We start from the raw sequence: 20318 nt of genomic DNA, 5'->3' as shown, positions 1-20318 counted from the left end.
CCTCGCACCTCACACAAAATTCGGCTTGTCCAGCTTTTTGGAAATGCGGTAGGCCGCGTTCATCAGCCCCACGTGGCTGTAGGCCTGCGGGAAATTGCCCCACTGCGAGCCCGTTTTGGCGTCCACGTCCTCCGAGAGCAGGCCGAGGTGGTTGGTGTAGCGCGTGAGCTTTTCAAACTCCCGGATGGCGTCGTCGATGCGCCCCACGCAGGCCAGCGCCTCCACGTACCAGAAAGAGCAGATGAGAAACGTGGTTTCGGGCGTGCCGAAATCGTCGGGGTGGCGGTAGCGGTAAAACAGGCCCTCCGGCGTCATAAGCTCCTTTTCCAGCGCGGCCAGGTGGGTTTGGGCCAGCTCCGAAGCCGGGTCGAGGTAGCCCATGAGGATGAGCTGCAGCGTGCTGGCGTCGAGGTGCGGCGAGCCGATGGCGTTGGTATACACGCCGCGCGGCTCGTCCAGGCAGGCTTCGATGCGGCGCGTGGCCTCGGCCAGCAGGTGGTTGGCCCGGGCTTCCATCTCCGCGTTGCCCAGCTTGCGGGCCACGTGGCCGGCGGCGTGGCAGCCCGCCCAGTGAAACAGGTAGGTATAGCAGTGAAACTGCGCAATGTGCCGGAACTCCCACAGGCCCGCGTCGGGCAGGTCCATGGTGCTTTCGATGAAGCTCAGGGCCTCGTACACCAGCTTTTCGGGCGCCGTGCGCTCGGGGTTCACGAAGCGGCGGTCCACGTAGAGCGGCAGCAGGGCCACCAGCACCTGCCCGTACACGTCGTTCTGGATGTGGGTGTAGGCGTCGTTGCCGATGCGCACTGGCTGGTTGCCCAGGTAGCCCTCCAAATCCAGTTCCTGCTCCACCAGCTCCGAGGTGCCGCTGATGCCGTAGAGCGGCTGGTACTTGCCCTTGAGCTTGGTGGAGATGTTGGCGATGTAGTGAAAATACCGCTCCATTTCCTCAAAATGGCCGATGTTGTTGAAGGCCGTAAGGATGTAGTAGGTGTCGCGCATCCAGCAGTAGCGGTAGTCCCAGTTGCGGGTGCTACCGGGCGCCTCGGGCAGGCTGGTGGTGCTGGCCGCAATGATGGCGCCCGTGTCTTCGTACTGGTGAACCTTTAGGGCCAGGGCCGAGCGGATGACCTGGGCCTGGAAAAAGTCGCCGATGCTGGTGCTTTTCACCCACTTGCGCCAGTAGTCCACGGTGTAGCGCAAAAAATGCTCGGCGGTGTTTTCCAGCGGCGCTTCCAGCGGCGCGCCGTAGGTGAGCACGAGGTACTTGGTTTCGTTGAGGGCAAAATCCTCGCCTTCCAGAATGTAGGTGAGCGGGATGTTGGTGGTGAGGCGGATTTCCTCTTCCAGGCCCAGGTAGGCAATGTGGTTGGAGCTGCGGCGGCGGTCCAGCTGCTTCTGGCCGTACTCGCCCACGGGGTTGCACACCACGCGCACCCGCGGCGCGCCGGCCAGCGGCTCCAGCTTCCGAATAAACATCAGCGGCTTGTAGTACCGCTCGTACTGCGCAAAGCGCGGCGCGAAGTCCGTGACGCGGTAGCGCCCGTCGCCAGCGTCAATTTCGGTGCGCAGCACGTTGGTGTTTTCCAGGTAGTACTGGGTGGACTCAAACGCGCCCTCGGCCGGCTTCACGCTGTATTCGCCGCCCTTTTTGGTGTCGAGCAAGCTGCCAAACACAAAGCTGCTGTCGAAGCGCGGCCAGCACAGCCAAGCCACGGAAGTGTCCATCTTAATCAAACCCAAAAAGGCGCAGTTGCCAATCAGGCCCATGTCGTAGGTGTGCTTGGCGGCGGAAGTCGGCTGAGAATCGGTCATCGGAAACGAGCTAAATAAGCCAGGCGCCAGCCCACGCCGGCAGCCACAAAAAAGCCCGGCAGTCGCCTGCCGGGCCGTGAAAACGTACGCGCGCTCCGCCCCAAAGTTGCGCGCAGGTGCCCACCGCCGAGCTTAGCGCAGCTCCCACAGCTCGTCCCAGCCGGTGGTGTACAAGGGCGAGCGGTGCGCCGCCCGCCCCGCCCACACTGGCTGTTGCACTTCCCCCGCCGCATTTTTGGCCACGCCCTGGGCCGCCAGCCGCACCAGCTGCCGGCCAAAGCGGGCGTTCAGGCCATCCAGCGCCGTCATGAGCTGCTGGCGGCGCGGCTGGTCGGCGGCCGGGGCCGAAAACAAGCCCAGTTGCCCCTGCCCTTCCGGCTCCAACCCGCTGAGCAGCACGCCGGCGCGGTGGTAGGCCGTGCCGGGGCGGCGCAAGCGGCTCAGGCCCTGCAGGGCGGCCTGGGTCAGCTGGCTGGTGTGGTTGGAGCCGTCGGTCAGGCTCACCACGGCGGTGTGCGTTTTGGGGCCCGCAATGGGCGCGTACTTGTCCGTGCCCAATATCACGGTCACCACATGGGCCGCCAGGCCGTGCCGGCGCAGCTTCTCCGCGGCTTTGGCGGCAAAGGTGGCCACGGCTTCGTTCAGGGCACTGGCCTCGTGCTGCGGGCGGCCGAAGGAACGGGTGCACGTCACGCTGTGGCGGCTGGCCCGGTTGGGATGCAGCTGGTCGTCCTCGTCCCATTCAGCGGGGTTCCAGTCCAGGCAGGGCTGGCCGTGCAGCTCGCGCCACAGGCGCTGGCCCACCACGCCGCCCAGGTGCCGGCGCAGCCAGTGCTCGGGCATATTGGCCAGTTTCAGGCCCGTGTCAATGCCCATGTCGGTCAGCTTGCGGGCGTAGCGCCGGCCTACGCCCCAGATGGTGTCGACCGATATTTCGCTCAGGGCGTGTTCCCACTGCGCCGGCGTTTCGAGTAGCAACACGTTGTTGGTGCCGTGCAGGCGGGCGCGGCGGTTGGCCAGCTTGGCCAGCGTTTTGGTGGGCGCAATGCCCACGCACGTCGGAATCCCGGTGTGCTGCTTCACGGTTTCGTGCACGCGCTGGCCGTAGGCCCGCAGGTCCGAGCCTTTCGTCAGCCACTTCAGGCCGCTGAAATCCAGAAAAGCTTCGTCAATGGAATACACTTCCACTTCCGACGTAAAATGGCTCAGTACCTGCACCACGCGCCGGCTCATATCGCCATACAGCGCGTAGTTCGACGAAAACACCTTCACCCGATGCTGCTCGATGAGCGGGCGCGACAAGTGGTAAGGCTCGCCCATTTTCAGGCCCAAATCCTTGGCTTCCTGGGAGCGCGAAATCAGGCAGCCGTCGTTGTTCGACAGCACCACCACAGGCCTTTTTTCCAGCTGCGGCGCAAAAACCCGCTCGCAGGACACGTAGAAATTGTTGCAGTCGACCAGCGCGTACATGGCTTTTGACGTTTTAAGGATGCCCTATTTCACCTGCGTCAGCTGGTGCTCGCCCAGCGCGTGGATGACGTGCGTGACCACGCCCCACACCAGCAGCCCCGCCTCCTGGCTCACGGGCACGGGCGCGTAGCGGGCGTTTTCGGCCACCAGCCAGGGCTGGCCAGCGCGGTGCTGCAGGCGCTTAATGGTGTGCTCGCCCTCCACCACGGCCACCACGATGCTGCCGTGCCGCGGCTGCAGGGCGCGGTCCACGGCCACCAAATCGCCGGGGTGAATGCCGGCCCCAATCATCGAGTCGCCGCTCACGCGGGCCAGGAACGTGGACGCCGGGTGCCGGAACAGGTGCCGGGCAAGGTCGAACGGCGAGTCGAGGTGGTCGTCGGCCGGCGAGGGGAAGCCCGCCGGCACCGGGCAACCGAACAGCGGCAACTCCCGAGTGGTGAGCAGGGACGCCGAAATAAAATCGTGCAGAGATGTAAGCATAAGCGGGCCCAGCCGTCTACCCCGACGGCTTGGGGCTGCTATTTACTAATTAAATTAGTAAATAGTTTTGCCAGGTCTCCCAATCCACGGCCGGGCTGCCGACGTACATCACCCCGCTTCACCCAATAATCATGTTGAGTTTGATAAATAGGCTGCATTGTCTCTGAAAAAGACTAAAAATTATTCTCCAAATTTTTTAGTTTATCGCATAATTAGTATCTTTGGACATGTCAAACGTCAAGCTCCCCACGCCGCTGCCCTTGCAGCAATTTGCCCGTTGCGTGAACGACGCGCAGCGCCCCGCTGACTACATCGGCGACTGGCCCGTGGCCGGCCGCGTGTACCCGGTTCGGGTGCTGCCGCACGTCCGCACCGGCCAGCCGCAGGTGCACGTTCTTGGCTTCTACGCCGAGCGGCCCTACGGCGCCTTCGCCGCCCACCGCTTCGAGCAGGTGGCCGAGGTGTGGCTGAATTAAGCCATCCAACCCCATGGTTTCACCCATTTTGGCCCCGCTGGCTTCATCGCCGGCGGGGCCGGTTTGTTTCTATCGGGTTCGACAGAACGTCATGCTGAGCTTGTCGAAGCATCTCGCTCGGGGTGGCAATCCAATTGCAGGGGTTTACTGTTGCAGGCGAGATGCTTCGACAAGCTCAGCATGACCGTTCTCATTGTCAGTGACTGTACTGATAAAAGATGCCTTTGTCCGAGGGCGTCCAGAGGCAGGCTTTTTGGCCGCTGGCTTTGAGGGCGTTGTTGGTCCAGGTGTTGCAGGTGTAGAGAAAGCTATAGACGCGGCGAGCTTCGTAAAAAGCGTCGTCCGGGCCGTAGCTGTGGCCCTTGATGTGCTGCGCGCGGCCGGCGGCGTCGTAGGCGAAGCTGGTTTGGATGTAGCGGATGAGGCGGGCGTACTCGTCGTGGCTGAGGTGCAGCGGCACGGTATCGGGGCCGGGCGGGAGGCCGTGCAGGTAGGTGGCGTGCATGGCCGAGGAGCCCAGCCAGAACGCGGCCACGAAGGCGGTGCTGAACTTGAGGTCGGCCCAGGTGGGCGTGTCAAGGTAAAAGCCTTTGTCGCCCCAGCCGAAGGCAATGTAGCGCAGGGTGGTGTCGCCGGACGGAATGTTGGCGTAGGGCAACTGTTGGCTCCAGTCCATCTGGGTGGTTTTGACGGGCACCACGATGTCGGTGTGCACGCCGTTGGTGTGCAGGAACACGGCCACGTCGGGCGCGGCGCGGGGGTCGGCTTTGGCCACCGGAATGTGGGAGAGCACGAAGGCCGAGGCCATGTAGGCCGCCACGGTGCCGCTGAGGGCCACGGCAGTGTAGGCAAGGCCTTTCAGCACTTTTCGGAAAGTAAACGGCATGGGCGAAACGGCGGCAAAGTAAAAAAAAGCATCGCCGCTGCCAAATACGGCAGAACGGAAAAAGTAACCCAACCCGTGTGCCGCGCGGCCGCCTGTACTTTTGTCCGGCCCCGCCCGCTGGTGGGACGGGCCCTCCTCTTGCCCCCATGTGGACTTCTACCGCCGACCAGTTGGCCCTGCTCGAAGCCGAGTGGCGCACCCCGACGCCGCGCTTTCGCAACCTGCCGCTCATTGCCCGCTACCACGCGGCCGTGGCGGGTGAGCCAGCCTACCACCGCCTCGACGACCAGACCTGGGCCGACCTCAACGGCGACGACCTGTTTGCCCGGCTCGACGGCACCGTGAGCCGGGTGGGCCAGCAGTGCCTCTACCATCGCCTGCGCAGCCCGCTGGCCGATGCGCCGGCGCTGCAGGAGTTCGACCAGGCCGCCCGGGTTCTGGCCGGGCCCGCTCCGCGCGGGCAGGCCCTGCTGGCCCTGCGCGGCCTCACTTCCCCCGAATCTTATTACCTGCCCGATTTGCTGGCCGGCAACGCCCTGCCCGAGTTGAGCTGGACGGCCGCCGCACCGGCGCTGGTGCTGCTGCTGCTGGCCACGGTGGTGGGCGGGTTCTGGCAGCCGGCGCTGTGGCTGGGGTCGGCGGCGCTGTTTTTGCTGCACACGGTGCTGCATTTCGTGTATCGCACCCGAATTGTGGCAGGCGTGCGGCCCATGCTGCAGCTGGGCAGCCTGTACAACGCCGGCCGCAAGCTGGCCCGGCTGGAGGTGCCTGTGGCGGCGGTGGGCGGGCTGGGCGAGCCGCTGAGCCGGCTGGGCTCCATCGTGAATAAAGTGGCGTTTTTGCAGTTTGAGGGGCAATTGCAGTCGGACATTGCCGCGCTGCCCTGGCTGATGCTGCAGTACGTGAAGATTGTGCTGCTGCTCGATTTCATCGTGTACCACAGTTGCCGGCGCGAGGTGGAGCTGCACGCGGCCGCCATCCGGGCCGTGTATGAGGGCGTGGGCTACGTGGATTGCGCGCTGGCCGTGGCTGGGTTCCGGGCGCGGCAGGTGCATTGCGCGCCGGCTTTTACGGCCGAAACCGGCCTGCGCCTCGCGGGCGCCTACAACCCGTTGGTGGCCGGCTGCGTGCCCAACGACCTGGCCGTGGCCGCCGCCAGCGTGCTGCTGACGGGCTCCAACATGTCGGGCAAAACCACCTTCATGCGCACCATTGGCCTGAATGCGCTGCTGGCCCAAACCATTGCCACCTGCCCGGCCACGGCCTACGCGGGCCCGTTTCGCCGGGTGGTGTCCAGCATCAACCTCGCCGACAATCTCCCCGAAGGCAAGAGCTACTACTTTGCCGAAGCCGAAACCATTCTTGGCTTCATTCGGGCGGCCGAAGCGGGCGCGGGCGGCTACCTGTTCATTCTCGACGAGCTGTTCAAAGGCACCAACACGGTGGAGCGCATCGCCGCCACGCAGGCCGTGCTGGCCTATTTGCAGCCGCGCAGCCTGGTGGTGGCCTCCACGCACGACGGCGAGCTGGGCGCCCTGCTCGCGCCCGCTTTCACCGAATACCACTTCTCCGAAACCGTGACCGACACGGATTGGTACTTCGACTACCTGCTCAAGCCCGGCCCGCTCCGCACCCGCAACGCCATCCGGCTGCTGGCCCGGGCCGGCTACCCGGCCAGCATCGTGCAGGCCGCGCAGGCGCTGAGCCACTCGCTTGCTGAATGCGGAGGCTTAAACGGTCATGTCGAGCTTGCCGAGACATCTCGCGTGCCACCACTAATCAACAAGGATTACTTCGGCACGCGAGATGTCTCGGCAAGCTCGACATGACCGTTTTGAGTCACACCAGGTCGCAGTACCAGAACCCCGTGTCGAACGGGTTAGGGTCAGTTTCGTCGCCGCACTCGTAATCGGAAGTGTCGGCTTTGGGCGCGGGCGTGTATTTGCGGTGCACGATTTCGCCTTTCTCAAAGGCAATGGGCTCGCGGAAAATTGGCCCGTCAAACACAAAGGTGTGGAACTCGCCGTTTTCGCCGCAGGGGTCCACGTTGGGCGGCAGGTCGCGTAGAAACTGCTCGTCAATCACGCGGCCCACGAAGCTTTGGTCGAGGTATTTGTCGTTGACGCAGGTGGTGATGGTTTTGAATCCCAGCCCCAGAAACTCGCGGATGAGCTGGCCCGATGGCACGCCCCAGAGCGGAAACACGACGGGCAGGCCCAGCTTGTCGAGCTGCAATTCGCGGTAGCGGCGCAGGTCTTCCAGGAAAATATCGCCGAAGATGGAAACGCTGGCGCCCTGGCTCTTGAGGTCCTGTAGCGTGGCGGCCATGAGCTGCTCGTACACCTCCATGCTGGGCATTTCGGGCAGGAACAGCTTGCGGCAGGGCAGCCCGAGGCTGGCCACCTGCCGGTCGAGCAGCGCCACGCGCACGCCGTGCATGGAAATGCGCTGGTAGGGCTCGCTCACGGTGGTGAGCAGGGTTTGGATGCCGTATTCTTTGCCTTGCAGCACTTTGTAGAGAGCCAAAGCAGAATCCTTGCCCCCGCTCCAGTTGAAAATGGCCGGTTGTGTCATCGGAGCAAAGAAAGGCTGTAGCGTGGACTCTGCGAGTCCGCGCCCGAACGAACCTTCTGCCACGCGCGGACTCGCAGAGTCCACGCTACGGGCAACCTTTTCCGGCCCGGGACCGAACAAACAGGCCATGCATTTTACCGTCATCACCCCCACCCACCAGCGCCGGGAGCTGCTGCCCGAAGCCGTGGCCAGCGTGCGCGCCACCGTGAGCGCCCCCCTCGATTTCTCCTTCGAGCACCTGATTTACGACAACGGCTCGCGCGATGGCACGGCCGCTTACCTGCGCCAGGCCGCCGCCCAGCCCGGCCCCCCGCTGCGGCACTGGCACTCGGCGGGCCGCCAGCTGGCCGGCCACGCCCGCAACTGGCTCATTCAGCAAGCGCCCGCCGATGCCTGGGTGGTGCCGCTCGATGACGACGACATCCTGTTGCAGCGCACGCTGCACCACTACGCCGCCCAAATTCAGGCCCACCCCGGCCGGCCCTGGTTCGTGGCCGATTTTCTGCGCGTGGACGAGCAGGGCCGCTATTTGCCCAATGAGGACTACTACGCCTGGCAATTCGATTCGCCGGCGGCCATGCTGCAGGCCATTTTCCGGGCCGAGCATTTCATTCAGGGCAACGTGTGCTACCGCCGCGCTTTTGTGGACGAAGTGGGGGGCTACGACGGCGAGCTGGCCATGGCCGAGGACCTGGATTTGTACGTGCGCTTCCTGCTGGCGGGGCAGCTGCCGGTGCTCTGCCCGCACATCAGCCACCTGCACCGCTTCCACGCCCGCAACGTGAGCATCGGGGTGGATGCCGACAAGCACAACGCCGATTTGCGGGTGATTTACCAGAAATACGCGGGGCCGCTGCGGGCGCTCGGCATCGGAGAACCGGGAACGTAATCACCGCTTATTTTTGGGCTTTCACCCGCCTGCCCATGTCCGCCGCGCCCAGCCCCGCCCCCGTCGATACCGAAGTGTACAGCATTCCGGCCGCTTACCGGAAGATGGAAAACACGCACATCCTGTTCTGGCTTCTCAAAGACATTGCCTGGTGCATGGTGTGGCGGCCGCTGGGCCTGGCCATGGTGGTGCCCACGCTGGGCATTGCCATCGTCATTGCCTGGCGCACCCGCGCCTACGCCTCCGAGCTGGCCCACAACCTAGCCATCGTGTTCTGGATTACGGCCAACTCCTACTGGATGACCAGCGAGTTTTTCGGGTTCGACACGGTGCACGTGACGCCCACCATCACGGGCAAGCACCTGGCCCTGGTGCCGTTTCTGCTGGGGCTGGGCATTCTGCTGTACTATTACCTGGTGACGAAACCGCGCGAAAACCGGGCGGCCACGGCCACGCTGTAAAACACGGCAGCGCGAACTTTGTGGTTCGCGTCCCCGCGCCATCGAAGCCCCTGCCATCGTTCGGGTATCCTCCGGGGACGCGAACTACAAAGTTCGCGCCACTGCGCCACGCCCATGACTCCCGAAGAACAGCACGCCCGCATCGAGCTCCGCGCCTGGCAGCTGCGCATGCAGCGGAAGCCTTCGCGGCTGAACAACTTTGCCCGGCGCGTGCAGGTCCGGCTCAATGCTTTCCTGCCCGAAAAGGTGCACCAGGCCATCACCGGCGCCATCAAGCAGATGGTACGCGGGGTGCTCTTCGGCTCGCAGCACACCACCGGCCGGCCCCTGGCCGAGGCTCCTTTCGCCGCGCGCGAGGCCGAGGTGCGCGCCCGCATCCGCGACTACCGCACCATGGCCACGGCCGAAGGCGCCGTGACCGGCGCGGGCGGCTTCCTGCTGGGCCTGGCCGATTTTCCGCTGCTCATCGGCCTCAAAATAAAGCTGCTGTTCGACATCGCTGCCCTCTACGGCCACGACGTGAAGGAATTTCCCGAGCGCCTCTACCTGCTGCACGTCTTCCAGCTGGCGTTCAGCAGCCAGCACGCCCGCAACGAAACGTACCGCCGCCTCGCCACCTGGGACGCCTACCGCCACACCCTGCCCGCCGACGTGCACGCCTTCGACTGGCGCACTTTTCAGCAGGAATACCGCGACTACATCGACCTTGCCAAAATGGCCCAGCTCGTGCCCGTCATCGGGGCCGCCGTGGGCGCCGTGGCCAACTACAAGCTCATCGAGCTGCTGGGCGAAACGGCCATGAACTGCTACCGGATGCGCCATTTCGCCGCCGCCGATGACGCGCTGCTGCCCCCGCCCCCGCAGGCGCCGCCCCTGCCCGCCTAGCCCACCAGCCCCGCCGACACGCTTGACGCCCCGGCTGGCATCGTTGCCAACTCGGCCTGTATCGCTGACGCCTGCGCCTGTATCGTTGCCAGCTCGGCCTGTATCGTTGACGCCTGCGCTTGTATCGTTGACGCCTGCGCTTGTATCGTTGTCACCCCGGCACGTATCGTTGTCAGGTCGGCACGTATCGTTGTCAGGTCGGCCGCTATGCTTGCCAGCCCGGCCGGCACCGTTGTCACGGCGGCAGCCAGCGTTGCCGGGGCTGCCGCCGGGGTAGCGGCCGGCGTTTCGGCACTGCGGGCGGTTACACGCCTTCGTCGTCGAGGTAGAGCCCGCAGTGCGAGCACGCCCGGATGGTGTAGTGCCGGCCTTTGTTTCGGCGCATTTTCCTGTCGCAGGTGGGGCAATGCGGCGCCGAAAACCAGCTGCCCGGCTCCAGGCCCGCGCTGCCGCACTCCGGGCAGTAGGTTCCTATTTGCTCCAGGTCGCCGGCGCAGCCGGGGCACCTGAGCTGGCCGGCCATCCGGACGGCCATCACCACCCCCACCACCACGCACGCCACAAAGCCAAAGCCCACCAGCGGGCCCACGATGGTTGAAACCGACGCGGGCCCTACCGCCGACAGCAGCATGCCCGCGGCTAAAATCCCCACGCACCAGCCCACGAAGCGCTTTTGCCGGCGATAGGTGGCCGCAACGGGCGCGAACTCGGCCCGCAGCCGGGCTTGCTCAGCTGCCGTGTAGGGTGCGTTGGTGGTGGGGTTGAAGGGCGTCAGCAAGCACGTATTTCCGCTAAGTGTGCTGCGAATGTATTCTCCGAAAGCTGCCCCACCTACGCCGCCGCTACCAGTGCCCGGGCACTACGGCAGGTTCACCCGGTCGCCGTGCGCTTTGGGCTCCGAAATCACCAGAAAATGCAGGTCTTCCGGCCCGTGGTTGGCAATGCGGTGCGGGGTGCCGGGCGGCACGTGCAGGCTTTCCTGCACCACTACCTGCGTTGTTTCCTCCCCTATTTCGAACGTGGCCTCGCCCGAGAGGATGAAAAACACCTGCTGCGCCCGGGCGTGGCGGTGCCGCTGCTCGGCCGTGCCGGGCGGCATGCGTTCCTGAATCACGCTCAGCGAGTCGGAGCGCAGCAGGTGCCAGCCGTCGCAGTGGTCGCCCCAGGTGTAGTGCTCGGCGGTGCGGGTCGAAGTTTTCATGGCTTATTCGAGCGGGTTGGCGGGCCTGTTCCGCGCTTTCGCGGCGAAAGCGCACCCGTTGTTGCGCAGCCAAAATAACGTTGCGCGGGCCTCACACCGGTCTTACGGCCGGGCTGCGGGCCCAAACCAGCGGGCCGCGGCCTCCTGTAGTTCGTTGGCATCGGGTTCGCCGTCGGTGGCCCAGGCCACGAAGCCGTCCGGGCGTATCAGGGCGGCGCGTAGGCCCAGTTGGTCGTTGGCGCGGCCGGAAAGGTGCTTGATTTGGCCGCTGTACTCACCGGCCCACGTTTTCAGGGAAGCGCGGCCATCGAAATCGAGCAGGACGCCGTGGCCGGCGCGCAGGTGCTCGCCCATCGTCGTGCCGTCTTCAAACTCGAAATTGGGCACGCTGCGGCCCACCAGCGGGTGCGTGCCGCCCAGGTCGTAGTGCGTGGAGACGCCCCACACCCGCCCGGCAAAATAGGTGGCCCCGTCGCGCGTATTCATCAGGTCACGGATGATGGCGTGCAGCGCGCGGGCCTTGGGGCTGGGCTCCATGATGGCCACCTGGGCGCGCGACCAGTCCAGCACCTGGGCCCCCAGGGGGTGGCGCTCGGTGTGGTAGCTGTCGAGCAAGCCGGCCGGGGCGTGCCCGTGCACCGTGGCGGCGAGCTTCCAGCCCAGGTTCAGGGCATCGCCCAGCCCCAGGTTCAGGCCCTGGCCGCCCAGTGGCGAATGGATGTGCGCGGCATCGCCGGCCAGCAGCACCCGGCCGCGGCGGTAGGCGGTGGCCTGCCGGGCGCGGTCGGTCCAGGTGGTGGCGTGGTGCAGGGCCGTGACGGTCACGTCGGTGCCGGAAATGCGGCGCAGCAGAGCCTGCACGTGTTCGCGCGTGACGGGCTGGCCCGCCTCGCGGAAGGCGCCGCCGTCGAAATCCTGCAGTATCAGGTAGCCGGGCTGCGCCTGCATGTACATGCCGGTGGGCGTCATGTGGCGGCCGGGTTTTAGCTTCTCGGGGTCGGCCAGGTCCACTTGCGCCGAGTAGCCGGTGAACTCCGGTTCGGTGCCGGCAAAGTCGAAACCGCCGGCCTTGCGCACCGCGCTGCGGCTGCCGTCGCAGCCCACCAGCCACTTGCCCCGCCACGAGTGGCCCCCGGCCTGCACCGTGACGCCCTCCGCGGTTTGCTGAAAACCTGCAAGGGCCAGCCCGCGCCGGATGGCCACGCCCAAGGCCCCGGCGCGGCGGGCCAGCACCGTTTCCAGCTCCTCCAGTTCGGAAAATAGCTGGGTTTCGGGAGAGCCGGGCAGCCGGTGCGGCCACTGGGAAGCGTCGATTTTGTCGACCGGAAACTGGATGCCGGCGAAGTGCCCGCCGGCCTGCACTGGTTTGCCGGCGGCCGCAACCGTGAAATGGGGCGCCTTCAAACGCTTGGGCACCTCCAGCTCGTGCAGCAGCCCGCGGCGGTGCAGCGCTTCCACCGAAGGCGCGTTGAGCCCCCGCAGTCCAAACGGCAGCTGCTTGATGGGCGAGTGCGGGTACTCCGCCGCTTCCAGCAGCAGCACAGAGCAGCGGGCCAGGGCCAGCTCGCAGGCCAGAAATAGCCCCACCGGCCCCGCACCGGAGATAATAACGTCGTAGACAGCTTGATTTTGTGTGGGTCGCATTTGAGTAAAGTGTCGCTTTTAAAAAGGATAATTGCGACACAAAACTCCGGCCGGCCCCCGCCTTAGCCTTGAATAAACACGACAAAATCGTTGCTCATCGCCCGGTGCCCGCTCGTGGCTTTGCGGGCGAAGGCGGCGGGCGTGGTGCCGCTGTAGCGCCTGAACTCCCGGCTGAAATGGGCCTGGTCGGCGTAGCCCAGCTCGTGCGCCAGGCCGGCCAGGTTGGCCGCCGGGTGCAGCCATAGGTGGTTGCGCGCCTGCTCGAAGCGCATCAGCCCGGACACGTCTTTCACGCTGTGGCCCGCGGCTTGCTTAAACCGCCTTTCCAAGGTGCGCACCGTGGCATGCGCCGCGGCCGCCACCTGGCTGACGGGCAGGGTGCCGTTGGCCGCGCGCATGGCCGCGCCGGCTTTGCCCAGCATGGCGTCGCGGGCCTTTTGCGCCCGGTCGTGCACGAAATACTGCCTCACCTGCGCCAGCGCTGCCGGCACGTTGCCCGCCCGCAGGCACTGCTGCAGCGGGGCTTGCAGATGGGCCATGGGATGCTCCACCACGCGCACGGCATCCTGGCCGGACGGCAAACCGAGCAGGTCGAACACCGTCCAGGGAAAGCAGCGGACGCCAATGATTTCCAACCGGTGGGTCGAATAAAAAGTCACCGGCCGGTTGAGCAGCCCCACCATAAACGGCGACGGCAGGGCCTGCAAGCCGCCCTCAACGGCGATGCTGCAGGAGCTTCCGAAATGGAAAATGATTTCCGCGTAGCCGTCCGGCACCACTTCAAAGCCCGCTACCTCTTCGCCCAACTCCCGGCGGGTGTACCAAAAGCCTTTGATGGCATCCCGCAGCTCTTCCGGAGGCGCTAAACTTTGGTAGTGCATGTGGCAAGATACTGCCGCGCCTTGCTCTTCGGAGACTAGCGCCGACGTGCTCAGGCGTGGGGCCCGGCGGTTTCGCAGCACGGCTTCGCACACGCACCGGCTGATGGCGCCTGCCGGTGGGTACGGCCTTGGATAATGGCTTGGAGTTGCCAGGCCTACCTTTGGCTATGGCCTTGCTGCTTGAGGAAACCACTAGCGTCAATCCATTTCTAACCTTGGTTGTGGCACTGTGCGCAGTTGGTTACTTCGCCCTGCTCGCGCTGCTGAGACTAACAACCACGGGGTTTACTCGCAGGCTAGGATATGGGGCGATGCTCATTGTCGCGGCAGGAATACTTGTTCTTTTAAGAAGCTTAATCCTTTAGCCCATGCCGCTCCTGCTTGATGAAACTGCGATATTCGGTGTGTTCGGCGCTATTTTCATCGGTATCCCTTTCGCTATTGCTTATCTCATTGCGTTCATCGTGATAGCATTCAGAGCCAGAGGGGACAAGCGCATCGTCATCCTACTTGTAATGGCTCTGATAGCCCTGGTAATATTTCCCTCTATCTTCTCGCCGTTGCGGTGGGTTCACTAAAACTCGCAAACACAACGGCCGCCTCAGTTTCCTGGGCGGCCGTGGCCGCTTACGCGGCTAGTGCTACTCGCTTATTTATGCGCCGGCACACGGCCACTTCGGGCGAAGCCGGTTCAGGATGGAGTCGGTTTTAAAGCTCAAAACAAGTAGCAGGAGCGCTGCGGGGCGCAAAATGACTACGTGGCACGGGCACGCCTCACCGCCGCTATATTTTGCCCTGCCCCACGCAGGTTACGCCAAACATTTTATTCGCCGGTGCTATTTTCATTTCCAGTGAATTCAGCCCCAGCAGAATGGAGTTCGCCAGGCTGTTTGTTGGCTTCATGTTGGAAGCGGCTTGCTTTTGCCCGCGCCAGTTGCTTATCCGCCGCACCATCCACACCAAGGGGAAAAGGCCGCCGTAGAGGTAATAATTGCTAATCTGGCGGAAGGCCGCCTGCTGCAGCACCTTGCGGAGCATCGGAATCTGGTAGCGGCGGTAGTGCTCCAGATACACATCGTGCCCGCTCCAGAGTGACTGGAAGGCCGGCACGGTGATGAAGAAATGGTTATTATCGCCCACGCTGGCGGCCTTCACGCTTTGCAGCATTTGCAAGTCGTCGGCCAGGTGCTCCAGCACATCCATCATGATGACCAAGCCGTTTGTAATCGTACTCGGAATGGCATGCACTTTTTCCACTTTTGCGCCCCGGGTCGGCGCCATTTCTTCCTCAGAATACCCGATATCGACCAAGTACACTTTGCTGATGGCGTCCCCAAACACCTTCTCAAGCTCCAAGGCAAAGAACCCCGAGCCGGCGCCTATGTCCACGATGGTCAGGGGCTTGCCAGCCGCCACAAGCCGTTGGGCATACCGTATCAAAGGCAGCTTTTTGGATTGGTAGTACCAGTGCGTGTCAGGATTAACGCCGCTTTCTACCTCTTTTAAGTCCATTTTATTGCTTTTTAATGAAGGAACGTTGAGAAACTTACTGTGTGATGCGCAGCATAATCCCGCTTTATTGCATCAAAACGACTAAGTTACTACCATAAGCAAGTAGTTGCGTATGGCACTGCGTTTAGTTGCTTTTACCTAGTGGGCAAACAGCAACCAAACGAAAGAGCACCAGACCAAAGGTAGCCAGCGCACTTGTCACTCGGAAAAAGCGCAAAAAGCACAAAAAACGGCCGCCCCGGTTCCCCGAAGCAGCCGTGGCTGTTTAGGCATTGAAAGCGGAAGCATTATCAGGCTGTTCCAGAGCCTCAGCTGAGAGTAGCGCCAGCGCCATTACTTGGCTTTTGTCAGTTGCTTTCGCACCTTCTTGTCTACGGCCTGCGGGTCCAGCTTATCGGCAAGTGCCAGGTACTTTCTGGCGCTGTCTTTTTGCGGATAATACGAATAGGCGCCCGTCAGCGTAGCGTACAGACGCGCCTCCTTGGGGTTAAACTTGATGGCCTGCTTCAGGCACTGAACGGAACTATCCAGGGCCGCTGTATTCTTCGTAGCCAGGTACACGTTTCCGTAGCTAACCGAAGCGCTTTCCCACACATTGGCCTCGGTCGGGTTGCGGGCGATGGCCACCCGGAAAAAAGGCAGCGACTCGATGAACTGCCCTTGCCTCCCCAGGATGTTGGCAAAGCCCCAAGGCACTTGCTGGTTCATGCTGTCCAGCAACCAGGCCTGATTGAAACGCCGCATTGCCACGTCCAATTGGTTGTTGTAAAAGTATTTCCAGCCAAGGGCCGCGTAGGCCGAAGCTGCCTCCTGAGGGCTTTTGTGCCTACGGGCGCAATCCGCTAAGAACCGCTTATCGGCCTCCAGCTGTTCCGGGCACTTTTTTACCCGGCCATACATGGGCAGCAAGTTGATTCCGGAGAGGCAGGGCGGCGTGGCACCCACGCACATAAGGAGCATCAGCCCGGAGAAAAGCGACGGTAGCTTTTGCATAGGATGCAAATTAAATTTACCTGACTGCTGCTAATATACTCAACCACAACGGCCGCCCCGGTTTCCCGAGGCGGCCGTTTCACTTATTCACTGAAGCTGCTTTTTCAACTCGCTTACTTCTGCGACATCTGGGCGGCGCCGCTTTCCATCAGGCGAATCAGGTTCAACGCGGAACCCGCTTTAAACCACTCAATCTGGCCCTCGTTGTAGGTGTGGTTGAGGGTGATGAGGTCGGTGTCGCCGTCGGGGTGGTGCAGGCGGGCCTGCAGGGGCTGGCCGGGCGTGAAGGTGGTCAGGCCGAGGATGTCGATGAGGTCGCCCTCCTCGATGAGGTCGTAGTCGGCCTTGTTGGCGAAGGTCAGGGCCAGCATGCCCTGCTTCTTGAGGTTGGTTTCGTGGATGCGGGCGAAGCTCTTCACAATCACGGCGCGCACGCCGAGGTGGCGGGGCTCCATGGCGGCGTGCTCGCGCGAGCTGCCTTCGCCGTAGTTCTCATCGCCTACCACCACCGAGCCGATGCCCATGGCCTTGTAGTTGCGGGCCGCCTGGGGCACGGTGGTGTAGCCGCTGCCCTGGGTGGTGTAGTCGCACACGCGGTTGGCCTCGCCGTTGAAGGCGTTGGTGGCCCCGATGAGCATGTTGTTGGAGATATTGTCCAGGTGGCCGCGGTATTTCAGCCACGGGCCGGCCATCGAAATGTGGTCCGTCGTGCACTTGCCTTGGGCCTTGATGAGCAGGCGCAGGCCTTTCAAATCGGTGCCTTCCCAGGGCTTGAAGGGCTCCAGCAGCTCCAGGCGGTCGGAGCTGGGGCTCACCAGCACCTGCACGCCGCTGCCGTCGGCGGCGGGCGCCTGGAAGCCGGCATCTTCTACAGCGAAGCCACGGGGGGGCATTTCTACACCGCGGGGCTCGTCGAGCTTCACGGGGCCGTTGGTGCCTTGCAAGGTGTCGGTGAGGGGATTAAAGGTCAGGTCGCCGGCAATGGCAAAGGCCGTCACGATTTCGGGCGAAGCCACGAAGGCGTGGGTGTTGGGGTTGCCGTCGTTGCGCTTGGCGAAGTTGCGGTTGAAGCTCGTGATGATGGAGTTCTTGCGCTTGGGGTCGTCGGTGTGGCGGGCCCACTGCCCGATGCACGGGCCGCAGGCGTTGGCCAGCACCACGCCGCCCATCTGCGAGAACGTGTCGAGGAGGCCGTCGCGGGCCACGGTGTAGCGCACCAGCTCCGAGCCGGGCGTGATGGTGAACTCGGCGTTCACGGTCAGGCCTTTGCTCACGGCCTGCTCGGCAATGCTGGCGGCGCGGGTGATGTCCTCGTACGAAGAGTTGGTGCACGAGCCGATGAGGCCCACTTCCAGCTTCTCAGGCCAGCCGTGCTCGCGCACGGCGGCGGCAAACTGCGAGATGGGCCAGGCGGCGTCTGGCGTGAACGGGCCGTTCACGTAGGGCTCCAGCGTGTTGAGGTCGATTTCGATGAGCTGGTCGAAGTACTTCTCGGGCTGGGTGTACACCTCGTCGTCGGCGCGCAGGTGCTGGCGCACAGCGGCGGCGGCTTCGGCAATCTCGGCGCGGCCGGTGCCGCGCAGGTAGTCGCCCATCTTCTCGTCGTAGGCAAACACCGACGTAGTGGCCCCGATTTCAGCGCCCATGTTGCAGATGGTGCCTTTGCCGGTGGCCGAGAGGCTTTCAGCGCCCTCGCCGAAGTATTCCACGATGGCGCCGGTGCCGCCCTTCACGGTCAGGATGCCGGCCACGCGCAGAATCACGTCTTTGGCCGAAGTCCAGCCGTTCATTTTGCCGGTCAGCTTCACACCGATGACTTTCGGGAACTTCAATTCCCAGGCCATGCCGGCCATCACGTCCACGGCATCGGCACCGCCCACGCCGATGGCAATCATGCCCAAGCCGCCCGCGTTGGGGGTGTGGGAGTCGGTGCCAATCATCATGCCACCGGGGAAGGCATAGTTTTCAAGCACCACCTGGTGGATGATGCCGGCGCCGGGCTTCCAGAAGCCGATGCCGTATTTGTTAGAAACCGAGGCCAGGAAGTCGTACACTTCTTTGTTTTCGGCGTTGGCCTCGGCCAGGTCGGCCGTGGCGCCGTCTTTGGCTTGAATGAGGTGGTCGCAGTGCACGGTGCTGGGCACAGCGGCCGTGGCCTTGCCGGCCTGCATGAACTGGAGCAGGGCCATTTGGGCGGTGGCGTCCTGCATGGCCACGCGGTCGGGGGCGAAATCGACGTAGGAGACGCCGCGCTCGTAGGCCTGCTTTACTTCGCCGCCGTAGAGGTGAGCGTAGAGGATTTTCTCGGTGAGGGTGAGGGGGCGCGCCACGGCGGCGCGGGCTGCCTCAATGCGAGAACCCATGCCGGCGTACACCGCGCGAATCATTTCCAGGTCGAAAGCCATAGGATACTTAGGTAAAAAGAGTGGTGGTGCAAATGTAGTACTCCCAGCAAGTAGGACCTAGCCGAATTGCGGGGGTGCGCTGTTTGAAAGGTAAACGTCGGTTTTGTGGGTGACGTTCGGGTGAGTTTTCGTCGCAATGGGCGCAAAAGGCTTTGCAGGCGGTTGTGGAGGCCAGCGGCAACCTATTGGCCCAGGCCACGGTTGTGGAGCTTCCGTTTGCATTTTTGCGGTTACCTATGAACAACGTATTTCTTCGCCTGGCGGCCACGGCCGCCGTGGGCCTGAGCCTAGGCGCCTGCCACTCCAACAACTCCACTTCCTCCGAAACGGCTGCCGCTGGCGGCACGGGCTCGGCCCCGGTGCTCACGCCCGGCCCCTGGCGCGGCGTGCTGGCCACCCAGGGCCAGGAAATCCCCTTTCTTTTCGAAGTTAAAACCGAAGCCGGCAAGCCGGTGGTGTACCTCATCAACCAAGGCTTGAATGGTGAAGAGCGGCTGCGCTGCGAGGACATCAAATCGGCCGGCGACTCGACTACCATCCGCATGCACGCTTTCGATGCCGCGCTGGTTGTGCGGGCTGACGAGGCGAACAAGCTGAAAGGCATTTGGGTGAAGTACGATACCAAGGACCCGTACCGCGTGCCGATGACGGCCACGGCGGGGGCACAAACGCTTTTTCCAGACCAAGGAAATGCGAAGACTTTTGCTTTTGATGGTACCTGGAAAGTGACTTTTCAGGACGAGAATGGGGAAACCTACCCAGCCGTTGGCATCTTTGACCAAGACGGAGCGGGTCCCACCACGGCGACTTTTCTGACGTCAACCGGCGACTACCGCTACTTAGCCGGAAAAGCAGGCGAAAGCGACCTGCGTCTCAGCACCTTCGACGGCAGCCATGCCTTTTTGTTTACCGCCCACAACGGGCCGAAAGAGCCCGTTGACATTACCAAGCACTACGCGCCCAATACTTTGTTTGGCGACTTCTACTCCGGCAAATCCGGCCACGAAACCTGGACCGCCGTGCCCGACCCGAAAGCCAAGCTGCCCGACGCCGACACCCTCACCTACCTCAAAAAGGGCGAAAGCCGGCTGAATTTCAAGTTTCCGAACGTGATTGAAGGCGGCAGCATCTCCCCCACCGACCCCAAGTACCGCGGCAAAGTGGTAGTACTGCAAATCCTGGGCTCGTGGTGCCCCAACTGCATGGACGAAACCAACTTCCTGGCGCCCTGGTACGAGAAAAATAAGGCGCGCGGCGTTGAAATCATCGGCCTGGGCTACGAGCGCAGCGGCGACTACGCCAAGTCGGCCCCCAAGCTGCGCAACATGCGCGAGCGGTTCCACATGGGCTACGACGTGGCTTTTGCCGGCGTGAGCAACAAGGATTCGGTGGCCAAGTCCATGCCGCAACTGGCCAAGTTCCTGGCTTTCCCTACCACCATTTTCCTAGATAAGAAGGGCAACGTGCGCAAGATTCACACGGGTTTCTCGGGGCCCGGCACGGGCAAGTACTACCAGGAAGAAGTTGCCGGCTTCGAGCAGACCGTGAACAAGTTGCTGAAAGAATAAGCTGTCTGCAACAAAAAGGCGTTTGAAACGCCGCATGCATGCGTGCCGCTTCGGCCTCGGTTGCCCTCACTTTGCGGAGTTGGGCGCGACGGGGCCGGGGCGGCACGTTTGCGTGGCCCCCCGGCCCACTGGAGGAGTTGGTGCGAGCAGGCTCGCACCGACGCGAAACCGCTAC

At 63.4% G+C, this 20318-nt stretch carries 19 protein-coding genes; 7 read left to right on the top strand and 12 right to left on the bottom strand.

Translation table 11 applies throughout. From position 1 onward, the window contains the following. Positions 1-9 precede the first annotated feature (9 nt). The 3 genes from I2H31_RS23315 to I2H31_RS23305 form a co-directional block, all read right to left on the bottom strand. Positions 10-1815 (bottom strand): glycoside hydrolase family 15 protein, encoded by a 1806-nt coding sequence (locus I2H31_RS23315; RefSeq protein WP_196295471.1) that lies wholly within the window; start codon positions 1813-1815, stop codon positions 10-12. 132 nt (positions 1816-1947) lie between these two features. Continuing rightward, positions 1948-3285, bottom strand: a complete 1338-nt coding sequence (locus I2H31_RS23310; protein WP_196295470.1) for a Y-family DNA polymerase — start codon at positions 3283-3285, stop codon at positions 1948-1950. Positions 3286-3309: 24 nt separating this feature from the next. Next, positions 3310-3768: a LexA family protein gene (locus I2H31_RS23305; protein WP_196295469.1), complete on the bottom strand. Its 459-nt coding sequence runs from the start codon at positions 3766-3768 to the stop codon at positions 3310-3312. Between the two features lie 227 nt (positions 3769-3995). Here I2H31_RS23305 and I2H31_RS23300 point away from each other — a divergent pair, with 227 nt between their 5' ends. Continuing rightward, on the top strand, positions 3996-4244 hold the full coding sequence (locus tag I2H31_RS23300; protein WP_196295468.1) for a hypothetical protein: 249 nt from the start codon (positions 3996-3998) through the stop codon (positions 4242-4244). Between the two features lie 196 nt (positions 4245-4440). Here I2H31_RS23300 and I2H31_RS23295 read toward each other — a convergent pair whose 3' ends face one another. Next, positions 4441-5130, bottom strand: a complete 690-nt coding sequence (locus tag I2H31_RS23295) for a TIGR02117 family protein (RefSeq protein ID WP_196295467.1) — start codon at positions 5128-5130, stop codon at positions 4441-4443. A gap of 146 nt (positions 5131-5276) precedes the next feature. Here I2H31_RS23295 and I2H31_RS23290 point away from each other — a divergent pair, with 146 nt between their 5' ends. Continuing rightward, positions 5277-6959 carry a MutS-related protein gene (locus I2H31_RS23290; protein WP_196295466.1) on the top strand — a complete coding sequence of 561 codons (1683 nt, stop codon included), beginning with the start codon at positions 5277-5279 and terminating at the stop codon, positions 6957-6959. 10 nt (positions 6960-6969) lie between these two features. Here the strand turns inward: I2H31_RS23290 and I2H31_RS23285 are convergent, their stop codons facing one another. After that, a complete protein-coding gene (locus I2H31_RS23285) occupies positions 6970-7704 on the bottom strand; it encodes an adenine nucleotide alpha hydrolase (protein WP_196295465.1) in 735 nt (244 codons plus the stop codon). Between the two features lie 127 nt (positions 7705-7831). Here I2H31_RS23285 and I2H31_RS23280 point away from each other — a divergent pair, with 127 nt between their 5' ends. From I2H31_RS23280 to I2H31_RS23270, 3 genes are all read left to right on the top strand, one after another. Further along, entirely contained in the window at positions 7832-8593 is a 762-nt protein-coding gene (locus I2H31_RS23280) for a glycosyltransferase family 2 protein (protein WP_196295464.1), read from the top strand. Positions 8594-8628: 35 nt separating this feature from the next. After that, on the top strand, positions 8629-9054 hold the full coding sequence (locus tag I2H31_RS23275; protein ID WP_230688015.1) for a hypothetical protein: 426 nt from the start codon (positions 8629-8631) through the stop codon (positions 9052-9054). A 114-nt stretch (positions 9055-9168) separates the two neighbouring features. Continuing rightward, positions 9169-9939, top strand: coding sequence for an EcsC family protein (locus I2H31_RS23270; protein ID WP_196295463.1), 771 nt, complete (start codon positions 9169-9171; stop codon positions 9937-9939). A 304-nt stretch (positions 9940-10243) separates the two neighbouring features. Here I2H31_RS23270 and I2H31_RS23265 read toward each other — a convergent pair whose 3' ends face one another. The 4 genes from I2H31_RS23265 to I2H31_RS23250 form a co-directional block, all read right to left on the bottom strand. Beyond that, positions 10244-10717 carry a hypothetical protein gene (locus I2H31_RS23265; protein ID WP_196295462.1) on the bottom strand — a complete coding sequence of 158 codons (474 nt, stop codon included), beginning with the start codon at positions 10715-10717 and terminating at the stop codon, positions 10244-10246. Positions 10718-10798: 81 nt separating this feature from the next. Further along, on the bottom strand, positions 10799-11140 hold the full coding sequence (locus I2H31_RS23260) for a cupin domain-containing protein (RefSeq protein WP_196295461.1): 342 nt from the start codon (positions 11138-11140) through the stop codon (positions 10799-10801). Between the two features lie 102 nt (positions 11141-11242). Next, positions 11243-12784, bottom strand: a complete 1542-nt coding sequence (locus I2H31_RS23255) for an FAD-dependent monooxygenase (protein WP_196295460.1) — start codon at positions 12782-12784, stop codon at positions 11243-11245. A gap of 62 nt (positions 12785-12846) precedes the next feature. Further along, a complete protein-coding gene (locus tag I2H31_RS23250; protein WP_196295459.1) occupies positions 12847-13665 on the bottom strand; it encodes a helix-turn-helix domain-containing protein in 819 nt (272 codons plus the stop codon). A 368-nt stretch (positions 13666-14033) separates the two neighbouring features. On the opposite strand from I2H31_RS23250, the gene I2H31_RS23245 reads away from it, so the two are divergent. Then, entirely contained in the window at positions 14034-14243 is a 210-nt protein-coding gene (locus I2H31_RS23245) for a hypothetical protein (RefSeq protein WP_196295458.1), read from the top strand. Between the two features lie 205 nt (positions 14244-14448). Here the strand turns inward: I2H31_RS23245 and I2H31_RS23240 are convergent, their stop codons facing one another. The 3 genes from I2H31_RS23240 to I2H31_RS23230 form a co-directional block, all read right to left on the bottom strand. Beyond that, positions 14449-15177 (bottom strand): class I SAM-dependent methyltransferase, encoded by a 729-nt coding sequence (locus tag I2H31_RS23240; protein WP_196295457.1) that lies wholly within the window; start codon positions 15175-15177, stop codon positions 14449-14451. Between the two features lie 333 nt (positions 15178-15510). Then, the gene (locus I2H31_RS23235; RefSeq protein ID WP_196295456.1) at positions 15511-16170 is read right to left on the bottom strand and encodes a tetratricopeptide repeat protein; all 660 of its coding nucleotides are present in this window, start codon (positions 16168-16170) and stop codon (positions 15511-15513) included. A gap of 113 nt (positions 16171-16283) precedes the next feature. Further along, the gene (locus I2H31_RS23230) at positions 16284-18575 is read right to left on the bottom strand and encodes an aconitate hydratase (protein ID WP_196295455.1); all 2292 of its coding nucleotides are present in this window, start codon (positions 18573-18575) and stop codon (positions 16284-16286) included. A 236-nt stretch (positions 18576-18811) separates the two neighbouring features. Between I2H31_RS23230 and I2H31_RS23225 the strand changes: the two genes are divergently transcribed. Continuing rightward, entirely contained in the window at positions 18812-20143 is a 1332-nt protein-coding gene (locus I2H31_RS23225) for a peroxiredoxin family protein (RefSeq protein ID WP_196295454.1), read from the top strand. Positions 20144-20318 lie beyond the last annotated feature (175 nt).

Source organism: Hymenobacter ruricola (assembly GCF_015694525.1).
In the GTDB taxonomy this organism is placed as follows: Bacteria; Bacteroidota; Bacteroidia; order Cytophagales; family Hymenobacteraceae; genus Hymenobacter; species Hymenobacter ruricola.
The sequence above is the reverse complement of the archived record's forward strand: the minus strand, read 5'-3'. Positions and strand labels throughout refer to the sequence as shown.